Raw genomic sequence first — 14,974 nt, 5'->3', positions numbered from 1 at the left:
CCATGGCGGCGGTGACCGAGGAGCAGGTGGAGACGGTCCGCGCGTTGGTCGCCGCCATTCCCGCGGGCCGGGTGTCGACGTACGGCGACATCGCCGACGCCGCAGGGCTTTCCAGCCCTCGGATCGTCGGCTGGATCATGCGCACCGACTCGTCGGACCTGCCATGGCACCGCGTGATCCGTGCCTCGGGCCGGCCCGCACCCCATTTGACCACCCGGCAGCTGGAACTGCTGCGTGCTGAGGGCGTGCTGTCTGTCGACGGCCGGATCGCGCTGCGCGAGTGCCGCCACGAGTTCTAGAGGGCGAGCAGACATTTGGGTACCCGAACACCGGCGTGTCGGGGTACCTGCGCGTCTGCTCGCGCGAGAAAAGTGCTCGCGCGAGAAAGGGACCTTAGAGGACGAGGCGCACCAAAGAGGCGGTGCGGGCCAAGCCGGGAAACGCCGCGGCGGTGGACCGCGGGTGCAGGGCGTGGACTGCCAGGCGGAACATCAACGCGCGCAACAACATCTGCGGCCACTCGGGCAGCGTGTCCCAGCGCTCGATGAGACCGTCGTCGGCGTCACCCCACGACAGCGCGTCGACCACCACGACGCCCGCCGCCCACGATGCCGGACGCCAGTACGGGGTGATGTCGGTGATCCCCGGAGCCGCCGCACCCGCGAAAAGCACTGTGCCGTAAAGGTCGCCGTGCACCAGCTGGTTGGCACTGCGAGTCGGCTTGCGCAGCGTGGCCAGCTGGTTGATCAGCTCGACCGAACGCTGCCCGTCGGTGGAACCGGGCGCGACCCTGGCGCCGGTCGGCAGCGAATGCAACGGCCGTTCCTCCCAGGCCGCGCGGTCGGCTGCGATGAACACATCGACGTCGGCCCACGGCGCAACGGGGGGTTGGGTGAGGAACCGGGGCCGCTCAAGCGTCGCGGTGGCCTCGTGTAAGCGCACCGCCGCCGACACCACCTCGTCGTGACGGGGCTCGGGCGTTCCGGCGACGAAGGTGTCAGCGCGCCACCCGGCCACCACGTAGCGCCCGTCGGTGGAACGCACCGGGCGGGCCAGGCGAACGCCGTCGACGAACAGGGTCTCGCGCACCTTGGCGGACCAGGCCGCACGGGCGTGTTCGGCGACCACGGACAGCACGACTTCGCCGCAGCGCCAACCACCCTCCCAACTCGAGCCCAGTGGGACGGGGCGGACCCCGGACAGCCCGAACGCCGCCAGCACATGTTCCGGCGGCCGCTCGACAGTCACAACCTCAGCCTAAGGTGTTGACCCGCAAACTGGCCGTCAGTACATCACCATGTCGGGTTCGAGCTGGCGTGCCCACGCCACGATGCCGCCCTGCAGATGCATCGCATCGGAGAACCCTGCCTGCTTCACGATGGCGAGCACCTCGGCCGAGCGCACCCCGGTCTTGCAGTACAGAACGGGTGTGCGGTCCACCTGAAGCTTGGCCAGCGCATCGCCCGACTCGAAGGTCGGCTTCGGGATCAGCTCGGCGCCCTGAATGTGATTGATCTCCCATTCGACCGGCTCGCGGACGTCGATGAGCGCCAACGGCTTACCGGAGTCCAGCAGCTCCCGCAGTTCCTGCGGGGTGATCGTGGAGCCTTGTGCCGCCGCGGTGGCCTCGTCGGAGACCGCGCCGCAGAACTCCTCGTAGTCGATCAGCTCGGTGATCTTCGGCGTCGAGGGGTCCTTGCGGATGCGGATGGTCCGGTAGGTCATGTCGAGCGCGTCGTAGACCATCAGCCGGCCCAGCAGCGGCTCGCCGATACCGGTGATCAGCTTGATGGCCTCGGTGCCCATGATGGCGGCGATGGACGCGCACAGGATGCCCAGCACACCGCCTTCCGCACACGACGGCACCATTCCCGGTGGCGGCGGTTCGGGGTAGAGATCGCGGTAGTTGAGGCCCTGCTTCTCGCCGTCGGGGCCGTCGGGAGCGTCCTCCCAGAACACCGATACCTGGCCCTCGAACCGGTAGATCGAGCCCCAGACGTAGGGCTTGCCCGCGAGCGCAGCGGCGTCGTTGACCAGATACCGGGTGGCGAAGTTGTCGGTGCCGTCGAGGATCAGGTCGTACTGGCTGAAGAGTTCGACGGCGTTGTCGGGTTCGAGCCGGAACTCGTGCAGGTTGACCGTCACCAGCGGGTTGATCGCGAGGATCGACTCCTTGGCGCTGAGCGCCTTGGACTTCCCGATGTCGGCCTGGCCATGGATGATCTGGCGCTGCAGGTTCGATTCGTCGACGACGTCGAACTCCACGATGCCGATGGTTCCCACCCCGGCGGCGGCCAGGTACAGCAGGGTCGGTGAACCGAGCCCGCCGGCGCCGAGCACCAGCACCTTGGCGTTCTTGAGCCGCTTCTGCCCGATCACGCCCACGTCGGGAATGATCAGGTGGCGGCTGTAGCGCGTCACCTCTTCGCGGGTGAGCTCGGCAGCTGGTTCAACCAGCGGCGGTAACGTCACACCCAAATTCGCGGACACCGCATGTCTCCTCAAGTCATGGACCGTACGTAGGCACAACGGTAATCCGACGGACATGCTTCCCGCGCCGCGGTAGCCGCTATTCGGCAGCCGGACCAGACCCTGCGGCTAGGCGATGGGATACGGCCAGGGGTTGAACCGGCAGGTTTTCCCGTCCGCCTTGACCGTCTCGGGGTCGAACTTCGCGTCGTCGTTGTTGGCGGTGGAGAAGGTCTGCTGCATCATGATCGGCGCCAGGGCGCCGTCGTCGCGGCACGCCTCGTGACGCTGGTAGCCGATGGCGTGGCCCACCTCGTGGTTGATCAGGTATTGCCGGTAGGACCCGATGTCGCCCTGGAACGGCACCGCGCCGCGCACCCAGCGGGCTTCGTTGATGAAGACCCGGGCCTGGGCGTCGTAGGCCGGGTTGTAGCAGGACGCTTCGAGCTGGATGTCGTAGCCGCAGCCCTCCCGCACGGTGATGGGAGAGGTGAGCGACACCCGGAAGTCCGGCTCGATACCGCTGGCGGCGTCGATGCGGGTGAACCCGAACATGCCGTCGTGGGTCCAGCTCTTGGGGTTGGCCAAGGTCTCGCTGACCATGCGGGCGAAGCCGTCGTCGCCGCCGAAGGAGGTGGTGTCCACACCGTCCTCCACCTCGACGGTGTAGGTGAACGACTTGGTGGTGCCCTTGCCGACCTTCTCGGTGGTGCCGGGCACGATGTGCCAGGTCTTGGCGCCGGCCTCGGTGAACTGCCCGCCTGCGGGCAGGATGCCGGTGGGCAGGTTGGCGTCGAACTCGGTGAGGCCTTTGGGCGGTGCGCCGATGATCGCGGTGGCGGCATGGTCGATGGTGGGTGACCCCTGGACCGGTCCGTCGTCGGCGTGCCCGTTGTGCGCGCTGGTGGTGCCGGTCACGGTCTGATACAGCACCACGACGGTCAGCACGATGAGTACCGGCAGCGCGTACGCCCGCCAGCCGTAGGTGGAGACGAATCGGCCGAGCCAGGTCTGCTTGCGCCACTGGCCCCGTTCGTCCCGATTGACCCTGGGCCGCCCGGTTTCGACCGCGAGCGGATCCCGTTGGGCGCGCAGCGGCTCGCGCCATTCGTCGCGCAGTGCCGGGACGCGGCTGCCCGCGCGGGGCCCCGGGTCGTAGGTCACCGATCCAGAATGGCACAGCCCGCTGTGAATGAAGCGGTCGTGCGTCCGCTCCGTGACCACGCTGCCACCAATTCGCAACCCTCGGACATTTCGCAACGAGTACGGCGTCGGTAGTACTGTCGTTCGATGAGCAGCTTGGCCGACCATGACCAAGCGCGCCAGAGGAATCCAGATTGAGGACTGCATGAGCGACGTCGCCAACAGCGAGAGGAGAGCCGACAAGCGGACAACCGGTCGACGGGGAAACCGCATGCCGCGCGACGAGCGACGGGGTCAGCTCATGGCAGCCGCCAGCGAGGTATTTGTCGACCGCGGATATCACGCCGCGGGTATGGACGAGATCGCCGAACGCGCCGGTGTCAGTAAACCGGTTCTCTACCAACACTTCTCATCGAAGCTGGAGCTGTACCTCGCGGTGTTGCAGCGCCACGTCGACAATCTGGTGTCGGGCGTCCGTCAGGCGCTGCGCACCACCACCGACAACCGGCAGCGGTTGCGCGCCGCGGTGGAGGCGTTCTTCGACTTCATCGAACACGACGGTCAGGGCTACCGGCTGATCTTCGAGAACGACTACGTCACCGAGCCGCAGGTGGCGGCCCAGGTGAAGGTGGCCACCGAGGCGTGCACCGATGCGGTGTTCGACTTGATCAGCCGCGATTCGGGCCTGGAGGCGCATCGCGCCCGGATGATCGCGGTCGGCCTGGTCGCGATCAGCGTCGACTCGGCGCGCTACTGGCTCAACAACGAGCGGCCGATCGACAAGGACTCCGCGGTGGAGGGCACGGTGCAGTTCGCCTGGGGCGGACTGTCACACGTGCCACTCACCCGCGTCTGAACGGCCCGCGCTCAGGCGGACTCGGCCCCGACGCCGAAGCCGACGCGACGCACATCGGCGGCGCCGATCTCGACGTAGGCGATCTTGCTGTTCTGCACCAGGAACCGGCGACCCTTCTCGTCGGTCAGCGCCAGCACACCCGAGTCCTTGCTGAGCGCGTCTGTGACCTGCTGCTCCACCTCGCTTGGCGTCTGCGCGCTGTTGAAGCTCAGCTCCCGCGGACTGTCCGTGACGCCGATCTTGACCTCCACGCTGGACCCCTTTTCTTTCGCTACTGTCCGTGTCCCTCAGCAGGCTAGTGGACATCGTGGCGCCGGTGCCGCCAGCGTCGGCCATTGCGAGTTCGCCGTGCGCGAAGCGTGCGGACGACGCCGAAAGAGTGGCCCACGTTGCGCTTGATGCCTGCCGCGCGAAGCGCGGAGATCTTCGGCGACCGAACCGAGTCCGGACCGTGACCGACACGCTGATCATCGAACCTCACCAGTCACACCCGTCTCGATAGCATCAGCAGCGACATTGGACGAGACGACTGGGAAGCCGCATGACCAGGCCTTATTCGCCGTATGACACGAGTTCCGCCGAACGCTTCGGTGATCATTCGCCGCAGCCCGGACAGTACGATCCGGACAGCAGTTTTCGCAGCCGCTATCGGAGCAGTTACGACAGCTACCGCAGCGGTGACGACGGCGCGTCTTACGAGGACTACGACGCCTACGTCGGCGACGGCCACGACGACTCCGACGACGACATCTACGAGTACTACGAGCCCGTCGACAAGCGGTGGATGTGGGTCGCCTCGGTCGCGGGCGTGATCCTGCTGGTGGCGGTCATCTGCACGGTGATCATCCTGGGAGGCGGCGACAGCGGCTCGGTTTCGGTCACGACGACTTCCCCGTCGGCGCCGACGACCAGCCAGTCCCCTCCGGTACAGGATGCGACGTCAAAGCCCGTGCCCCCGCCGCCTGGTCCGGCCATGTCGCCCGAAACGGTGACGACCGTGACGCCGAGCCCGCGGGCCACCGCCGAGCCGACGGCCGAACCGGCGCCACCGACCGAGGCCGCCCCGCCGGCAGCGCAAGCCAGCCCCCGCACTGTCACGTACACGGTGACCGGCACCCGGCCGTTGCTCGACCTGGTCACCATCGTCTACACCGACCAGCAGGGCGCTCTGCAGACCGAATTCAACGTGGCGTTGCCGTGGACCAAGTCCGTCACCCTCAACCCCGGCGTCGAGCTCAAGTCGGTGACGGCGACCAGCGTGACCGGTCAGCTGAACTGCGCGATCACCGATGCCAACGGCGCCGTCCTGGTCCAGCAGGCCAACAACACGATGATCGCGACCTGCACGCAGTAACAGCGGTCAGGCCAGGCCCAGCTCCTGCATACGGGAGTGGTGCGTGTGCTGCAGCCGGTTGAAGAACTCGGCGAGCTGGGTCAGGCCTTCCCCGCTGGACATCACCAGATCGACCAGCTCGTCGTGGTCGGCCAGCACGAACTGGGCTTGGGTGACGGCCTCGCCGAGCAGCCGGCGCGCCCACAGCGCGAGCCGGTGCCGCTGCCGAACGCTGGCGGTCACCGCGGCCTGTACCTCGGCGACGACGAACTGCGAATGGCCGGTCTCCGAGAGCACCGAACGCACCACCGAGGCGATCTCCTCCGGTAACGAGTGCGCGATCTCCAGGTAGAAGTCGGCGGCGAGCGCATCGCCGATATAGGTCTTCACCAGAGCTTCCAGCCAGGTGCTCGGGGTGGTCATGCGGTGGTAGTTCTCCAGCGCCGAGGCGTACTTCGTCATCGCCGCGACAACGTCAACTCCCCTGCGCTCCAACGCATCCCGCAATGTTTCGTAGTGCCCCATCTCGGCGGCGGCCATGCTGGCCATGTTGATGCGGCCGCGCAGATCGGGCGCCATGCGCGCCTCTTCGGTGAGCCGGTAGAACGCGGCGACCTCGCCGTAGGCCAGCACCGCGAACAATTCGTCGACCCCTGGATGGTCGGCCGAGACGGCCGGGACGGCCGGTTCGGCGATCTGTTCTGCGGCGGGTTGCGGCGATGTCATGTGGCCAACTTTAGACTCCGCACGGCCCGCCGACTTCCCGGCAAATCGGCCCCGCGACTCCGACCAGCTACAATGGCTTCTGGTAACAGGATCTGCAGCGGCCACCGAGCCCGCTTGCGAGCCGCCCAGGCCGCTACCGAAGAAATGTGCGTGCACGCAGTTGGCCCGCCCCGTAGCGCTGGGCCACGCGGATCGGCACCGCCGCCTGTACCGGGCGAACCGGCCGTGTCATTGTCGAAACTCGTGCGCGCGTGGACGCCCCATGAGGTTTGACAGCGAAAGGCTACCTCCACCAACCATGACGCATCTCAACAAAACATTTGCCGAACTCGGCGTGCGCGACGAAATCGTGCGTGCTCTGGCCGAGAACGGCATCGTGCATCCGTTTGCCATCCAGGAACTGACCCTGCCGCTCGCACTCGCGGGCAGCGATCTGATCGGCCAGGCCCGTACCGGCATGGGCAAGACCTTCGCGTTCGGCGTACCCCTGCTGCACCGGATCGCGGGCGACGAGACCCGCCCCCTGACCGGTGCCCCGCGCGCCCTGATCGTCGTGCCCACCCGCGAGCTGTGCCTGCAGGTCTACGACGACCTGGCCGCCGCGGCAAAGTACCTGACCGCGGGCGCCGGGACGGCCTCCGAGCGCCCGTTCACCGTGACGTCCATCTACGGCGGGCGCCCGTACGAACCGCAGATCGAGGCGCTGCGCAAGGGCGTCGACGTGGTCGTCGGCACCCCGGGCCGGCTGCTCGACCTGGCTCAGCAGGGTCATCTGCAACTCGGCGGCCTGTCGGTGCTGGTGCTCGACGAGGCCGACGAAATGCTGGACCTGGGCTTCCTGCCCGATATCGAGCGCATTCTGCGGCTGACCCCCGACGATCGCCAGTCGATGCTGTTCTCGGCGACCATGCCGGACCCGATCATCACACTGGCCCGCACGTTCATGAATCAGCCGACCCACATCCGTGCCGAGGCCCCGCATTCGGCGGCAACGCACGACACCACCGAGCAGTTCGCCTACCGCGCGCATGCCCTGGACAAGTCGGAGCTGGTGAGCCGCATCCTGCAGTCCGCCGGGCGCGGCGCAACCATGATCTTCACCCGCACCAAGCGCACCGCGCAGAAGGTGTCCGACGAACTCGCCGAGCGTGGGTTCAAGGTCGACGCCGTGCACGGCGATCTCGGCCAGGGCGCCCGGGAGAAGGCCCTGAAATCGTTCCGCACCGGCGCCGTCGACGTGCTGGTCGCCACCGATGTGGCTGCGCGCGGCATCGACATCGACGACGTCACGCACGTCATCAACTACCAGTGCCCCGAGGACGAGCAGGCCTACGTGCACCGCATCGGGCGCACCGGCCGTGCCGGCAAGACCGGTGTCGCGATCACGCTGGTGGACTGGGACGAGCTGGAGCGCTGGGGAATGATCGACAAGGCGCTGAACCTGGGCTGCCCCGATCCTGCCGAGACCTACTCCAGCTCGCCGCACATCTATGAGGAGCTGGGCATCCCGACCGATGTCACCGGCACGGTAGGCAGCCCCCGGCGTTCTGCCGCCAAGCGCGCCGACAAGAGCGACAAGTCGGAGAAGCGCATCTCGTCGGCGGATTCCGACTCGGAGCGGCCCGCCAGGACCCGCACGCGCCGCCGGACCCGTGCCGGCAAGCCGGCGACCGGGCATCCCGAGGGGGTGACCACCGCGGCCGAAGCGACCGCGGAGCCCGTCGACGCCCCGGTGGCGGAATCCGACAACGGCGACGCCCCGGCTGCGGCCCGGCGGCGCCGTCGCCGCCGCCCCCGCAAGACCGAAGCCGCCAGCGCCGGCTAGCCGACACGCGCCACCTATGGTCAAACCGGAACGTCGCACCCGTGGCGACATGGTGGCGGCTGCCGCAATCGTTGCGGTCATCGCCGTCGTCGCCGCCCTGATCTGGTGGACCAGCGACGAGCGGGCGACGGTCAGTCGTCCCGCCGCGTCGCCGGTCCCCTACCTCACCTCGGCCCACGAAGTACCCGCCGGGCTGCAGCAGCTGTGGACCGCCCCGAGTCCCAAGACCACAGTGCCGGCGATCGCCGGCGGGTCTGTGGTCACCGGCGACGGGCACACTGTCACCGGACGTGATCCCGTCACCGGCGCAACGCTGTGGAGCTACGCCCGCGATCTCGAACTGTGCGGCGTGACCTCGGTGTATCAGTACGCGGTCGCGGTATACCCGGACAGCCGCGGGTGCGGGCAGGTCAGCACCATCGACGGCAAGACCGGCCGCCGCGGGCCTGCCCGCAGCAGTTACTCCGATCCCGAGGTGCGCCTGTCCTCCGACGGCACCACGGTGCTCTCGGCCGGGGACAGCCGACTGGAGATGTGGCGCTCGGACATGGTCCGGATGTTGTCCTACGGGTCGCTCGACGCCCGCATCAAACCCGATGTGCCTGCCTCGCCGGTGTGCCGGTTGGTGTCGGCGGCGGCCAGTTCGTCGGCGGTGTCGGTCCTGGAGTCCTGCCCCAAGCGGGCAGACCTGCGGCTGACCCTGCTGCGGCCCGCCGACGAGGAGGACCAGCCCGACGTCAGGAATGTGGAGCTGCCGGGTGTGACCGACGATTCGGGTGCCCAGGTGATCGCCGTCGCAGATACCACCACGGCGATCTACGTGCCGACGCCGAAGCCGACGGTCAACATCGTCGACCGCAACGGCGCCACCATCGCCAGCACGCTGCTCCCCGGCCCGCCGAGCCCGCAGGCCACGGCCAGTCGCGCCGGGGACCTGATCACCTGGTGGACCGGCAATTCGGTGCTGGTGTTCGACGCCAACGGGCTGCGCTACAAGTACACCGTCAGCCCCGCGGGCGCGGCCAACCCGGTCGGTCCCGCCACGCAGATGGCCGGACGGCTGCTGGTCCCGGTCAGCGACGGCTACGACGTCTTCGATCCGGGCACCGGCGCAGGGGAACGCCACATCGCGCTGGTCCGCCAGCCGAGTGCCGCGGCGGTGGTGCCTGCGGTGGCCGGATCGACGCTGCTGGAGCAGCGCGGCGACCAACTCGTCGCGCTCGGCGCGGCGTAACGACACAGGGGCCCGCGGGTCAGCCCAGGTCGATCACGATGACGCTGGTGTTGTCGCTGCCCCCGGCGTTGTTGGCCACCTCGATCAGCTGCCGGACCGCCGTCTCGGGATCCGCCGCGCCGGCCGCATCCGCGATGGCGGCCTCGTCGGCGGCGGCGAACAGCCCGTCACTGCTGATCAGGAGACGATCGCCGGGCCTGCACTCGAGGTCGGCGACATCGACCCGGATCACCGACCCGATACCCAGCGCACGGGTCAGCAGATGGCGGTGAGGGTGGAACCGGGCCTCTTCGCGGGTGATCTCCCCTGCCTGTACCAGCTCTCCGGCAACGCTGTGATCGGCCGTGACCTGTTCCATGCGGCCGTCGCGGATGCGGTACAGCGGTGAATCGCCGATGTTGACGACCATCGGCCCGCCCTGTTCGTCGTCGAACATCGCGACCGCGGTCAGCGTGCAGCCCGAGCTGGCGCCGTCAGCCGTGACGCGCGCGCACACCTGTTCGTTGGCCCGGCGCACCGCGGCCAAGAGCCCGTCGCGGTCGGGTGCAGCCACGAAGCCGGCCCGCAGGGTGTCGAGCGCCAGCCGGCTGGCCTGGTCGCCGAGCGCGCCGAAGCCGTCGGCGATCGCGTAGAGCGCTCCCTCGACCAGCACCGCGTCCTGGTTGCTGACCCGGACCGGGCCCTGATCGGTGGCCGTCGCGGCCGCGAGCACTCTCGCCATGGGTTCCGGCTACACCACCTCGGGAGTGAAGGTGGCCATCGCTTTCCCGGATTTCCAGTACTTGCGCAGCGCCACGGCCAACTCCCGATAGGCCTCTGCGCCCTTGTTCTTACGGCCGGCCAGGACCGATGCCCCCGCCGCGGTGGCCTCGGCGAAGCGCACCGTGCGCGGAATCGGCGGCGCCAGTACCGGCAACTGATAGCGGTCGGCCACATCGAGCAGCACGTCGCGGCTGTGGGTGGTGCGCGAATCGTAGAGCGTGGGCAGCGCGCCAAGCAGCGTGAGATCGGAGTTGGTGATCTGCTGGACATCGGCGATGGTGCGCAGGAACTGCCCGACCCCGCGGTGTGCCAGCGTCTCGCACTGCAGCGGCACGATCACCTCGTCGGCAGCGGTCAGCCCGTTGAGGGTCAGCACACCCAGCGACGGCGGGCAATCGATGATCACCACGTCGAACTGATCGGCCACCTTGGCCAGAGCCCGCTTGAGCGCATATTCGCGGCCTGCCCGCATCAACAACATGGCCTCGGCGCCCGCCAGGTCGATGTTGGCAGGCAGCAGCGTCATGCCTTCATCGGTCAGCACCAGCGCCGCGCCCGGCTCGACCTCACCGAGCAGCACCTCGTGCACCGACACCGGCAGCTTGTCGGGATCCTGGCCCAACGAGAACGTCAAACACCCCTGCGGATCCAGGTCGACCAGCAGCACACGCTGACCGAGTTCGACCATCGCCGCTCCCAACGACGCCACTGTCGTCGTCTTCGCTACCCCACCCTTTTGATTGGCGACCGCTAATACCCGCGTCACGCCTTCCATCCAAGCACGCTCCCGGCGGACCTCGTCGGACGTGCGGCAGAATCGCCGTATGAGCGCCCTACAGCACCGTCTTATGCTGCTCCGTCACGGCGAAACCGAATGGTCCAAATCTGGCCAACACACCGGCCGCACCGATCTCGAGCTCACCGACACCGGGCGGGAGCAGGCCAAGTCGGCAGCCGCGGTGCTGGCCGACCTGCAGCTGCAGAACCCCATCGTGATCTCCAGCCCGCGGCGGCGCGCCCTGGAGACGGCCGAGTTGGCCGGTCTGACGGTCGACGAAGTATCTCCGCTGCTCGCGGAATGGGATTACGGCGAATACGAGGGGCTGACGCCCCCGCAGATCCATGCGATGGTGCCGGACTGGACGGTGTGGACGCATGGCGGCCCCGGTGGGGAAAGCCCGGCCGACGTCACCGCCCGCGCGGATCAGGCGATCGAGCTGGCATTGGGATACCTCGAAACCCGTGACGTGGTGTTCGTCGGGCACGGTCATTTTTCCCGGTCAGTGCTGGTCCGCTGGGTGGAGCTGCCGATCGCCGAGGGTATCCGCTTCATGATGGATACGGCCTCGGTCGCGGTCTGCGGTTTCAAAGACGGCACGCGGCAGCTCAATGCGCTCGGCCTCAGCGGCCATATCAATCCGTGCCTGCCGTAGCACTGAACCCGGGGTTCGTACTGGCCGAGCCGTCAGGGGCGCTGATCACCGAGGGCGTGCGGACCGGTTATTCGCGGATTCCCGATGCGCAAACCGCCCTGCGCTCCGGCGAAGCGTCAATCATTGTGGGCGCGTTGCCATTTGATACGACGCAGCCGGCCGCCCTACATGAACCGACAACGATCCACCGCGCCGAGGCGCTGCCCGATTGGCCGGTCGGGCCGACGCCTTCGGTCACGGCGCGCGAGACGCTGCCTGCCAGTGCGGTGCACCGCGACCGGGTGGCCGAGGCGGTGGCGCGGCTGCGGGATCCGGCCGCGGCGCTGGACAAGGTGGTGCTGGCCCGCGCGCTGCGACTCACGGCGGATGACGCGTGGGACCCGCGCAGCGTGCTGCGCACGCTGGCCGAGGCCGATCCGGGCGCGACGGTGTACCTCGCGGACCTGTCGCCCGCGGGCCGGCGATACACCGGAACCGTCTTGGTGGGAGCCAGCCCCGAACTGCTCGTCGCCCGCCAGGGCGACACGGTGATCTGTCAGCCGTTCGCCGGTTCGGCGCCGCGGTCAGCCGATCCGGGCACCGACCGCGCCAACGCGGACGCACTGGCAGCGTCGGCGAAGAACCGCCACGAGCACCAGCTGGTCGTCGACGTCATGCGCAAGGCCCTCGAGCCGCTGTGCGTAGACCTGCAGATCGCCGCCGAACCCGAATTGCACGGCACGGACGCGCTGTGGCACCTGAGCACCCCGATGCGCGGACGGTTGCGCGGGAAAGACATCACCGCAATCGATCTCGCGCTCGCCCTGCACCCCACCCCCGCCGTGGGCGGGGTTCCCACCGACACGGCCGCCGCGCTGATCGGCGAGTTGGAAGGCGACCGCGGTTTCTACGCGGGCGCGGTGGGTTGGTGCGATGCCGACGGCGACGGTCGGTGGGTGGTGTCGATCCGGTGTGCCGTGTTGTCCGCCGACCGCCGGGAAGCCCTGGCCCACGCCGGCGGCGGCATCGTCGCCGAATCCGACCCCGACGACGAAGTCGACGAGACCACCACGAAATTCCGGACCATCCTGAGAGGACTGGGGGCAACATGACCGAAGTGATCCGACGGGTACGGCCCGGCGACGAGATCGAGATCGCCGCGATGGTCCGTGAGCTCGCCGAGTTCGAGAAGGCGCTCGACGAGTGCACTGTCACCGAAACCCAGTTGCACACGGCGCTTTTCGGCGAGAAGCCGGTGGCCTACGGGCACATCGTCGAGATCGACGGGGCGGTGGCGGCCACCGCGGTGTGGTTCCTGAACTTCTCCACCTGGGACGGGGTCGCCGGAATCTATCTGGAAGACCTCTATGTCCGGCCCGCGTTCCGGCGCCGCGGGCTGGCCCGAAAGTTGTTGGCCACCTTGGCCGCCGAGTGTGTCGACAACGGGTACTCCCGGCTCAGCTGGGCGGTGTTGAACTGGAACGTCAACGCGATCGCGCTGTACGACGCCGTCGGCGGCAAACCACAGACCGAATGGACGACCTACCGCGTGTCAGGTCCAGAGCTCACGGCGCTGGCGGACGAGCAGGCCTAGCACTCGCTGCCTCGCCCCTGCCGAGCACGGCTCGCCGGGTCTCCACCTCACCGCCTGGTGTTTTCACACCCGTAGGACTTATCAGGTTGTCTGATAAGTTGTAGGCTCCATCAGGCAGGCCTGCTTCAAGCAACCCGTGGAAAGTGAGGGCCATGTCCGATTACGAAGATCTGTGCTGGATGCCTGCGGTCGAGTTGTCCAGCAGGATCGCCGCGCGCGAAGTCACCCCGCTCGATGTCGCCGAGGCCGTGCTGCAACGGCTGTCCGACGTCAACCCGCAGCTCAACGCGTTCGTGTACCACGACCCCGACCAGGTGATGGCCGACGCAAAGGCGCTCACCGAGCAGCTCGCGGGCGGGCAACGCGTATCGCCGCTGCACGGCATCCCGTTCAGCCTCAAAGAAGTGTGCGCCGTGGCCGGCACACCTACGACCTCCGGCATCGTCGCATTCAAGGATGCCGTGGCCGAGCACGACGAACCGGTGGCCGCGCGACTGAAGTCGGCGGGCGGCCTGTTTCTCGGCAAGACCAACCCGGCAGAGGGCGGGTACAAGGCCAACTCGTCCAATCATCTGTACGGCACGACGCACAACCCCTGGCAGCACGGCATGACCGCGGGCGGATCCAGCAGTGGCGCGGGCGCAGCCGTCGCAGCGGGAATCGGCCAGCTCGCGCAGGGCACCGACGGCGGCGGATCGGTACGAATTCCGGCTGCCATCAACGGTGTTGTGGGGTTCAAACCGGCTCTGGGCCGGATCCCGCAGACCCGGCTTGCCGGCAGGTTCCACACTTTCGCCTACCACGGCCCGATCACCCGCACTGTGGCCGATGCCGCGCTGATGCTCAACACCATGGCAGGATTCGACCCGGCCGATCCGCTCTCGTTGCCATCGGATGGCGTCGACTACGTCGCGGCGTTGAACCAGGGCATCGACGGGGCGCGCATCGCCTGGTCGCCGGATCTGGGATTTGCCACCGTCGACCCGGAGATCAATGACATCTGCCGCCGCGCGGTCTCGGCGTTCACCGAACTGGGTTGCGTTGTCGAGGAGGCCGATCCGGGCTGGGACAACCCCGAACGGGTTATGTGGGAAGGCGTCTGGGCGCCGGTGTATTCGTCGATGCTCGACACGGCCGACTGGGACGCAGAGGCCGGCCGGGTCGACGAACAACTCATCGAAGTGATGAGGGCGGGCGCCCGCCTGGGTGCGCGCGACATCCAGCGTGCCGACGCCGCACGCGGTCGCATGGTGGACCAGATGACGGCGTTCATGCGTGACTTCGACTACCTTGTCACGCCGGTCACCACTCAACCCACGTTCGCCGCCGACCAGTTCTGCCCCGCCAGGTTGTCGGATGCCCCACTGCCGCATCAGCTCATGGGCTGGCTGCTGACCTACCCGTTCAACATGACGACCAATCCGGCGATCTCGGTGCCCGCCGGATTCACCGCCGCGGGGCTGCCCGTCGGGCTGCAGATCATCGGCGGCCTGCGGGCCGACGCCGCGGTACTGCGAGCCGCGGCGGCATTTGAGCGGGCCCGGCCCTGGTCGCATCACCGACCGGATGTGCTTGCCGCCCCTGTCTCTTATACACATCTGACGCTGCCGACGATCGCAT

General features: G+C 68.2%; 16 protein-coding genes. 9 read left to right on the top strand and 7 right to left on the bottom strand.

Features of this window, described 5'->3' with window-relative positions; genetic code table 11:
• Positions 1-2 precede the first annotated feature (2 nt).
• The gene (locus A5784_RS06055; RefSeq protein WP_029373579.1) at positions 3-299 is read left to right on the top strand and encodes an MGMT family protein; all 297 of its coding nucleotides are present in this window, start codon (positions 3-5) and stop codon (positions 297-299) included.
• 94 nt (positions 300-393) lie between these two features.
• Here the strand turns inward: A5784_RS06055 and A5784_RS06050 are convergent, their stop codons facing one another.
• The 3 genes from A5784_RS06050 to A5784_RS06040 all read right to left on the bottom strand — a co-directional run bounded on the left by A5784_RS06050 (position 394) and on the right by A5784_RS06040 (position 3,633).
• Positions 394-1,248, bottom strand: a complete 855-nt coding sequence (locus A5784_RS06050; protein ID WP_029373580.1) for a TIGR02569 family protein — start codon at positions 1,246-1,248, stop codon at positions 394-396.
• Positions 1,249-1,284: 36 nt separating this feature from the next.
• Positions 1,285-2,478 (bottom strand): adenylyltransferase/sulfurtransferase MoeZ, encoded by a 1,194-nt coding sequence (gene moeZ / locus A5784_RS06045; protein ID WP_197514650.1) that lies wholly within the window; start codon positions 2,476-2,478, stop codon positions 1,285-1,287.
• Between the two features lie 120 nt (positions 2,479-2,598).
• Entirely contained in the window at positions 2,599-3,633 is a 1,035-nt protein-coding gene (locus A5784_RS06040) for a DUF3152 domain-containing protein (protein ID WP_064943356.1), read from the bottom strand.
• A gap of 184 nt (positions 3,634-3,817) precedes the next feature.
• Between A5784_RS06040 and fasR the strand changes: the two genes are divergently transcribed.
• Positions 3,818-4,468 (top strand): HTH-type transcriptional activator FasR, encoded by a 651-nt coding sequence (gene fasR, locus A5784_RS06035; protein WP_064943354.1) that lies wholly within the window; start codon positions 3,818-3,820, stop codon positions 4,466-4,468.
• An 11-nt stretch (positions 4,469-4,479) separates the two neighbouring features.
• Here the strand turns inward: fasR and A5784_RS06030 are convergent, their stop codons facing one another.
• Positions 4,480-4,719 carry a DUF3107 domain-containing protein gene (locus A5784_RS06030; RefSeq protein WP_029373584.1) on the bottom strand — a complete coding sequence of 80 codons (240 nt, stop codon included), beginning with the start codon at positions 4,717-4,719 and terminating at the stop codon, positions 4,480-4,482.
• Between the two features lie 290 nt (positions 4,720-5,009).
• Here A5784_RS06030 and A5784_RS06025 point away from each other — a divergent pair, with 290 nt between their 5' ends.
• The gene (locus A5784_RS06025) at positions 5,010-5,822 is read left to right on the top strand and encodes an MmpS family transport accessory protein (protein ID WP_064943312.1); all 813 of its coding nucleotides are present in this window, start codon (positions 5,010-5,012) and stop codon (positions 5,820-5,822) included.
• 6 nt (positions 5,823-5,828) lie between these two features.
• Here A5784_RS06025 and A5784_RS06020 read toward each other — a convergent pair whose 3' ends face one another.
• The gene (locus tag A5784_RS06020; RefSeq protein ID WP_064943310.1) at positions 5,829-6,527 is read right to left on the bottom strand and encodes a ferritin-like fold-containing protein; all 699 of its coding nucleotides are present in this window, start codon (positions 6,525-6,527) and stop codon (positions 5,829-5,831) included.
• A 298-nt stretch (positions 6,528-6,825) separates the two neighbouring features.
• On the opposite strand from A5784_RS06020, the gene A5784_RS06015 reads away from it, so the two are divergent.
• Both A5784_RS06015 and A5784_RS06010 read left to right on the top strand, forming a co-directional pair.
• The gene (locus A5784_RS06015; protein ID WP_064943308.1) at positions 6,826-8,352 is read left to right on the top strand and encodes a DEAD/DEAH box helicase; all 1,527 of its coding nucleotides are present in this window, start codon (positions 6,826-6,828) and stop codon (positions 8,350-8,352) included.
• 16 nt (positions 8,353-8,368) lie between these two features.
• Entirely contained in the window at positions 8,369-9,586 is a 1,218-nt protein-coding gene (locus tag A5784_RS06010) for an Rv3212 family protein (protein WP_064943306.1), read from the top strand.
• 19 nt (positions 9,587-9,605) lie between these two features.
• Here A5784_RS06010 and A5784_RS06005 read toward each other — a convergent pair whose 3' ends face one another.
• Positions 9,606-10,307 (bottom strand): PP2C family protein-serine/threonine phosphatase, encoded by a 702-nt coding sequence (locus A5784_RS06005; protein WP_064943304.1) that lies wholly within the window; start codon positions 10,305-10,307, stop codon positions 9,606-9,608.
• Positions 10,308-10,316: 9 nt separating this feature from the next.
• Positions 10,317-11,123: a ParA family protein gene (locus tag A5784_RS06000; protein ID WP_064943302.1), complete on the bottom strand. Its 807-nt coding sequence runs from the start codon at positions 11,121-11,123 to the stop codon at positions 10,317-10,319.
• 49 nt (positions 11,124-11,172) lie between these two features.
• Between A5784_RS06000 and A5784_RS05995 the strand changes: the two genes are divergently transcribed.
• The 4 genes from A5784_RS05995 to A5784_RS05980 all read left to right on the top strand — a co-directional run.
• On the top strand, positions 11,173-11,781 hold the full coding sequence (locus A5784_RS05995; RefSeq protein WP_082944687.1) for an acid phosphatase: 609 nt from the start codon (positions 11,173-11,175) through the stop codon (positions 11,779-11,781).
• Positions 11,769-12,872, top strand: coding sequence for an isochorismate synthase (locus A5784_RS05990; protein ID WP_082944686.1), 1,104 nt, complete (start codon positions 11,769-11,771; stop codon positions 12,870-12,872). The genes A5784_RS05995 and A5784_RS05990 overlap by 13 nt, the downstream gene beginning before the upstream one ends.
• Positions 12,869-13,354 carry a GNAT family N-acetyltransferase gene (locus A5784_RS05985; RefSeq protein ID WP_064943298.1) on the top strand — a complete coding sequence of 162 codons (486 nt, stop codon included), beginning with the start codon at positions 12,869-12,871 and terminating at the stop codon, positions 13,352-13,354. The genes A5784_RS05990 and A5784_RS05985 overlap by 4 nt, the downstream gene beginning before the upstream one ends.
• A gap of 152 nt (positions 13,355-13,506) precedes the next feature.
• Positions 13,507-14,974: amidase (locus tag A5784_RS05980; RefSeq protein ID WP_064943296.1), on the top strand; the 1,468-nt coding region annotated here is incomplete at its 3' end.

It is taken from the genome of Mycobacterium sp. 852013-50091_SCH5140682 (genome assembly GCF_001665685.1).
Classification (GTDB): domain Bacteria; phylum Actinomycetota; class Actinomycetes; order Mycobacteriales; family Mycobacteriaceae; genus Mycobacterium.
Note: the sequence above shows the minus strand (reverse complement) of the source record. Positions and strands in the feature narration are given on the sequence as shown.